The organism is Patescibacteria group bacterium (assembly GCA_028711655.1).
In the GTDB taxonomy this organism is placed as follows: Bacteria; Patescibacteriota; Patescibacteriia; order Patescibacteriales; family JAQTRU01; genus JAQTRU01.
In genome coordinates this window covers 41,520-47,993 of record JAQTRU010000003.1, presented here as the reverse complement: position 1 = coordinate 47,993, position 6,474 = coordinate 41,520, and the positions used below count along the sequence as shown (strand labels likewise).

The 6,474-nt window shown below is 41.6% G+C and carries 5 protein-coding genes and 4 tRNA genes; 6 read left to right on the top strand and 3 right to left on the bottom strand.

Annotated elements, in window-relative coordinates:
• Positions 1-2,434: transglycosylase domain-containing protein (locus PHQ42_00805; protein ID MDD5071259.1), on the bottom strand; the 2,434-nt coding region annotated here is incomplete at its 3' end.
• Between the two features lie 206 nt (positions 2,435-2,640).
• Positions 2,641-3,573, bottom strand: coding sequence for a DUF4931 domain-containing protein (locus PHQ42_00800; GenBank protein ID MDD5071258.1), 933 nt, complete (start codon positions 3,571-3,573; stop codon positions 2,641-2,643).
• A 310-nt stretch (positions 3,574-3,883) separates the two neighbouring features.
• Between PHQ42_00800 and PHQ42_00795 the strand changes: the two genes are divergently transcribed.
• From PHQ42_00795 to rpsT, 6 genes are all read left to right on the top strand, one after another.
• A tRNA-Ile gene (locus PHQ42_00795) sits at positions 3,884-3,957 on the top strand.
• Positions 3,958-4,078: 121 nt separating this feature from the next.
• A tRNA-Met gene (locus PHQ42_00790) sits at positions 4,079-4,151 on the top strand.
• Between the two features lie 99 nt (positions 4,152-4,250).
• Positions 4,251-4,325 (top strand) — tRNA-Phe (locus tag PHQ42_00785).
• 2 nt (positions 4,326-4,327) lie between these two features.
• The gene (locus tag PHQ42_00780) at positions 4,328-4,762 is read left to right on the top strand and encodes a hypothetical protein (GenBank protein MDD5071257.1); all 435 of its coding nucleotides are present in this window, start codon (positions 4,328-4,330) and stop codon (positions 4,760-4,762) included.
• A 25-nt stretch (positions 4,763-4,787) separates the two neighbouring features.
• A tRNA-Pro gene (locus PHQ42_00775) sits at positions 4,788-4,861 on the top strand.
• A gap of 89 nt (positions 4,862-4,950) precedes the next feature.
• Complete coding sequence (gene rpsT, locus PHQ42_00770; GenBank protein MDD5071256.1) at positions 4,951-5,214, top strand: 30S ribosomal protein S20; 264 nt, start codon at positions 4,951-4,953, stop codon at positions 5,212-5,214.
• A gap of 132 nt (positions 5,215-5,346) precedes the next feature.
• Here rpsT and holA read toward each other — a convergent pair whose 3' ends face one another.
• On the bottom strand, positions 5,347-6,408 hold the full coding sequence (gene holA / locus PHQ42_00765) for a DNA polymerase III subunit delta (protein MDD5071255.1): 1,062 nt from the start codon (positions 6,406-6,408) through the stop codon (positions 5,347-5,349).
• Positions 6,409-6,474: the final 66 nt, after the last annotated feature.

Below are 6,474 nucleotides of genomic sequence, written 5' to 3'. Positions count from 1 at the left end.
TTCCGCGCGGAGCCGAGGCGTTTATCCTGGCCGTAAGTAATGGTTCAGTAATGGTTTGGTTGCTGCTGGGAGTAATAATTTGAAATATTGGTCGGTTTTCCGGTTTATGAAGATTGTCATATTCGGTAGGCGGAGAAGCGGTTATCGTTGAGGTGGCCTTAGCCCAAGCCAAAACTCGGCTTTCCCAAAGCTCAAATTGCGGGTCCTTGCCGGGATTTTTTGGCTCCGGGCCGCGGGGATCGTCTTTGTCAACATAATAAAGAAGGCAGTGGTCTTGTTTATAAATTTTTTCTTCAAGGAAGCTTTCCGGCGTGTAGACGGTGGCCAGCAGTCCGGAAGCCAGATCAATTTTTATTTTTTCCCCAATTTCTATTTCTCCGTCCAAAACCGGTTTTCCGGTTTTTACTATTTCCGGGCCCCTGAATTCTTCTACGGGCGTATCCCCCAAAACCTTTTTCATGAAATTATGCCAGATGGGCGCGGCCACCACGCTTCCGTCCGCGCCCCTTTTCATGGCCGCATTGTCGCTATTGCCCACCCAGACGCCAGTTACAATCGAGGGGGTGTAGCCGACCGTCCAGGCATCATGATAATCATTGGTGGTGCCGGTTTTGGCCCCTACTGGACGCGAACCAAGAGTAAGCCAGCTATTCTCGCCGAAAATATATGACCGGGCTCCATTGTCAGATAAAATATTATTGATCATCCTGGCGATTTTCGGGTCCAAAACTCTTTTTTCTTTTGGTTCTCCCAATTCTTCAATCACGTTTCCGTTTTTATCCTCTATTCTTAGGATAGCCGCAATCGGGTTAAATAGGCCTTCTCGGGCAAAAACACCATAAGCGTTTACATGTTCAAGTAGTTTTACTTCCCCTCCCCCCAAAACCAGAGAAAGGCCGAAGCGATCGCGGTCCGACAAAGAAGTATAGCCAAAATCGGCAGCTAAACTCAAAACATTATCTATGCCGGCCAAATAAATAGTTTTTACCGCCGGAATATTAAGGGATCCGGCTAAAGCTTTCCTTATTGTTACCGGCCCGTGTTCCCGGCTGTCATAGTTGCGGGGTTCATAAGGATTGGACGGATCAATTGAAAAATTAGTTACGACATCGTAAAGAATTGTGTCTGGCGTATAGCCCCTTAAGAAGGCGGCGGCGTAAACCAGGGGTTTTAGCGAGGAGCCGGGTTGGCGCAGGCTGGTGGCGACATTAACTTGGCCGTGAATTTCATCGTTGAAAAAATCGCGGGAACCGACCATGGCCAGAACCTGGCCCGTCTTGGGGTCCAAAGAAACCAAAGCGGCGTTGGCGGCATTGTAATTTTTTTCATTTTTTTCCGCCTGGGCGGTTACAACCTCTTCGGCTATTTTTTGTTTGTACAAATCAAGGGTGGTATAGATTTTTAAGCCTTCCTGTTCAATCATTTTTTCTCCATATTTTTCAGAAAGCATCTCCTTGATATACATAACGAAGTGGGGGGCTATTATGTTTTCTGTTTGTTTTTTAAATTCCAAAGAGAATCGTTTGGCGGCCTCGGCCTTAGCTTCGGGAATATAACCCTGTTCCTTCATTAAATCCAGGATATAGTGCTGGCGGTTTATTAAGAGGTTTAAATTGGAGCCATAGGGAGAATAGCGGCTGGGAGCTTGGGGAAGGGCGGCTAAAATCGCCGCTTCAGCTAAATTGATATCCCTTACGCTTTTGCCAAAATAGCGCTGGCTAGCCGCTTCCACGCCGTAGGCGGTTGAACCGTAGGGAATTTCATTAAAATACATTTGCAGAATTTCGTCCTTGGTGAATTTTTTTTCAATTCCATAAGAGAGAATCCACTCTCTTATTTTTCGCGTAACCGTCCTTTCCGAGGTGAGAATGGCATTTTTAACGAATTGTTGGGTCAAGGTTGATCCCCCTTGGGCCCGTTTTCCCCGCAAAGTCTGCCAAATCACGCCGCGGAAAATCCCCCAGATGCTGATGCCCCCGTGTTTATAAAAGTTTTTATCTTCAATGGCGATGGTGGCCCATTTTACATAGTCGGGAATTTCTTCCAGATTTACCATGGTCCTTTTTTCGTCGCCATGGATTTCGTAAAGGATAGTTTCGCCGGTGCGGTCATAAATTTTTGTGCTTTGCGCCACCTGCCTTTCCATTAGTTTATTTGGATCAGGCAGACCCCGCGAAATCCAGGCGACAAAAATCAATCCAAAAACCGCGATGGCCAGGAAAGAAACAACAAAAAATTTTAAAACCCGTTTATTCAAAAAGAAAGCCCAAAAAATTTCCCCAAAGCTTTTGCCCTTAAAGTTGAACTCTGGCTTTTTGTTGATTGAACCGATTTTAAAACCGCTCCCCCTTTTGGGGGAGATATAATACCTTTTTTTCTGGTTGCGCCATGACGGCCTATTTTTATTTGGGCGGGAGAGATGAGGAATGGGCATAGCTTAGTAAACCCCGCAAAAAAATGTGTTGCCCGTTCTGCGTCTATTGGAGAAAGTGTCTCGAATTTCAATAAGCGCGGGGCCGCGACAATTTATTACATCTCCGATTTTGTCAGAGATTTTTTTGCGCGAGGTAAAAAATTAAAAAGTTTAAAGTTCATAAAGTTATTGTTTTTATGTTGTTTACTTTATAACTTTATAAACTTTTAACTCCTTAGATATTTAGCGGCAGTTTCCGGAGAAACGGAGTTTATGACAATTCCGGAGCCAAGTTCCACACCGGCCCAGACACTATCTCGTGGCTGTATTTTCAAATAAAGATGCTGATTTTTATCAGGGGTGACATTATGAAGAAAATAATTGAAAGATAATCCAAGTCTCTGCATTTTAGTTAAGATTTTTTTAAGGATTTTGGCAAAGGATTTTAATTCATCGGGGTTCAGCAAAGCAATGTTGTCCAGGTGCCTTTTGGGGAAAATCCAGGCTTCATAGTGGTATTCGCTGGCATAAGGAGCGAAAGCGGCGATATGTTTATCGGCAAAAATTTTTCTTTTTCCCCTCATTTCCTTTTTAATAATATCGCAATAGGCGCAACGTCCGGTCTTGGTTTGGTAATTTTTTACGGCTTTTTCTTCTTCGGTTAATTCCGGCGGAATTATGGCTGTAGAAAAAATTTGCGAGTGGGCATGGACGATTGAAGCTCCCGCTTTTGAACCTTGATTTTTAAAGCATAAAATATATTTGATTTTTTTATTTTTTGCCATTGCTTTTGTGCGCCGTATATACATCTCAAAGACTTTTCCGATCTGGGCCTCGGTTAAGTCAGCCAATTCCTTTGCGTGGATCGGAGTTTCTATTATTACTTCTTGGGCGCCATAGGCTTTTTTGTTTTTTAATTCTACGGCCGGAAAGGCGTTTTTTACCGTTAAAACTTGCCAATTTTCGCTGCTGTTATTTGTCGGCAGCCAGTCGGTAATATTGGCTTGATTGATATTTTTTGGGCAAAAAGGACAGGATTCCATTTTTTTTATTACGGTTTTTTCTTTTATGTCTCGCGGCCTGCCGGCCCGGCCGGGAGTAATGATTACGTACTTATTTAATAAATAGGATTTCCTGATTTCCGATTTTGTTTTTATCATAGACTTAAAATAATTATTTATATTATCCATTATATCAAAAAAAGAAGATAATTTAAAGGTTCTTTTTTATTAAGGGAGGTTGCCAAAACGACAAACAGGGAATAGTTTTTAGCCCTTGCCTTTTTGTTTTTTTTCTGTTATATTATTATAGAGCTTTTAGCAGAGAGCTTTTTCTTGTTTTTTGGCGAAAATGTTATATTGATATTAGAAGTCGCGGGCGCATAATTTTTGCTCGCCAGGCGCCTACCATTGAATTAATGGCGGGTTGGCGATTGGCCAGAGCGCGTCCCTAGCTTGCCTACCAAAGCATGGGCAATTAGCTCAGTTGGTTAGAGCGCATCGCTGATAACGATGAGGTCGGAGGTTCGACTCCTCCATTGCCCACTATTCAGGCGGCGGGTCAGGCGGGATGAGGATCTGCGCATGCCCGCTAATTGGCAAATAACAAATAACTTCATAATTTTTATAACCGGCCAGTTCGACAGCAAGAGCCGGGGTTAATTGACGCGGGGTAGAGCAGCTGGCAGCTCGCCAGGCCCATAACCTGGAGGTCGTTGGTTCGAATCCAACCCCCGCAACAAACTTAGTTTATAAAGTTAGAAGTTAAAAAGTTTATAAAGATGGCTTGATGCGCTATTTTTGAATTTATGAACTTTTTAATTTTATAAACTGTGTGCGCCTGGGTAGCTCAGTGGTAGAGCAAAGGACTGAAAATCCTTGTGTCGTGAGTTCAATTCTCACCCCAGGCACCAGTATGAGGCTTTTTAGCTTTAAAAACGGAATTATAATTTTTACGGTTGCCATTATCACCATCCTTTGTTTTTATTGGTGCGATGGTTATAATAAGGCAAAAATTCAGGACGAAACCATTGGCTTCGGAGAATACGTGAAGTCCGATGTTGTAAAAATAAAAGAAGCCATAAAAGAAATACCCGATATTTTAAAAGAAAGCGCTGAAAGCGGGGATAAAGTAAAAATTGGTTCAATCAACAAGCTGGCTGAAGCCTTGGAAATTTACAACATGGAGCAGGGGCAATATCCAGGGGCGATAGAAGAAATTATAGGCGTCTATATAAACAGCGGGATTATTAAAGAAGAAAGCTTTTATTACAAACCTGAATTCGGGAATAGCGGCTACACGATGGGAATTGAACTGGGCAATGGCGAGACATATGAAGTGAGAAACTAAAACGGGGCGCTATGCCCGCCATTTACGGGGATTAGCGTAGTTGGTTATCGCGCATGCTTTGGGAGCATGAGGCCGCCAGTTCGAATCTGGCATCCCCGACAGGCTTTGGCAGGCGGGAGACACGAGATTGTGGGCTTAAATTTCATTTCCCGGCTTACCACATTAATTTTTTATTTTTTAATATTTTTATGCCAAACATTAAATCAGCCAAAAAAGAATTGCGCAAAAGCGGGAAAAAATCATCTTTCAACAAGAAAATTAAAGAAAATTTAAAAAGTTTGATCAAAAAAAGCCGTAAGGCGATAGAGGCTAAAGACGGTCAAGCTAAAGATTTTGTCTTTCAAGCCATGAAAGCTCTTGACAAAGCCGAGCAGAAAGGTATAATAAAGAAAAATACCTGCAATCGGAAGAAATCAAGATTAAACAAGCTGTTCAATCAAAAGATAAAATAGATTTTATCCATAACAAAAAATTAGGAATAACTTTTATCCCTAATTTTTTGTTTTTCAGTTGATTTTTTTTGTTCTTTTTTTAAAAAACTATAAGTAGTTTTGGAATCCCCCGCAAGGGGGATTTCTTTTTGCCTATATTTTTTGAATAAATAAATTAAGCAAGGTCTGGGTTTCGCCTTGGCCGGTTTTTACCAGATATTCTATTTCCACTAATTTGTTTAGGGCGCTTTTTAAGCTGATTAAATTGAAATTACGCACCTGGTTTATGCTTTTTTGCGCGACAAACGGATGGAGTTTGAGGGCTGTAATAATTTTTCGGCTGGAAAGCCTTGAATCCAGAGCCTGCCTTACTTGAAGTAAAATTTTGAATTGCCTGGTAATCATGTTTAGAAGATAACCGCTGGATAAACCCGCCTCATATTGCTCGTTGAGAAGCTGGCTGGCCAATTTTCGGTTACGATTGCTTAAGGCGTCTGTCAAAGCAAAAATATTTTCGTCAAATTTCCCCCTGACTAATTGTTTTATGGATTGTTCGCTGATTGTTTTTGGCTTTTTTTCTTGGCCCCGGGCCAGCAAGTTTATTTTTTGGCCCGCTTCAAAATTTACAAGTTTATCAATCTCATTGTTTATCTGCCATAAATTATTGCCGGTTAGGCTGATTAAAGTTTGGGCCGCTTGGTTCGTTATTACGGCGTTGCGGGCCTCCAATTCTTTTTTTATCCAGGCGGCTGTTTCCATATTGGAAAGAGGCTTGAATTCCTGAGCGTAGGGTTGCTTGGACAAAAAAACAAAAAGAGGCTCCAGAGTTTTGGGCAAGGGCTTTTCTTTTCCGGAGGGATCAAGCAAGAAAGTATTTTTTTTATTGTTGGCGGTTTTGGTTTTTACCGCCTCCTCCCAAAAGATGATAATATTGTCGTCTTTTTCCGCTTTTATTTTTTTGAGATAATCAGAAATTTCCTTCGGCGCAGTTCCGTTTTTATTCAGAAATAAATTTTCTATAATGGCCATTCGTTTTTTGGCCAGAAGCGAACGGGCGCCGAAGCAGTCAATAATTTCTCTGGCTTTGGCGGTTTTTCCGTCAAGGACCGCCAAACTGCTTTGGCTCGGGTCAATTTCGCGGATAAATTTGCCCTTTAGTTCTTTTAGTTTTTTTCGGCTCCTGAAAGTGTCTTCGCCGTAAATAAATATGATCATAGTCAAAATAATAAAATAATTTGAAAATAAAATAATATAAAAAATGGATTTACTTTTATCTTTATA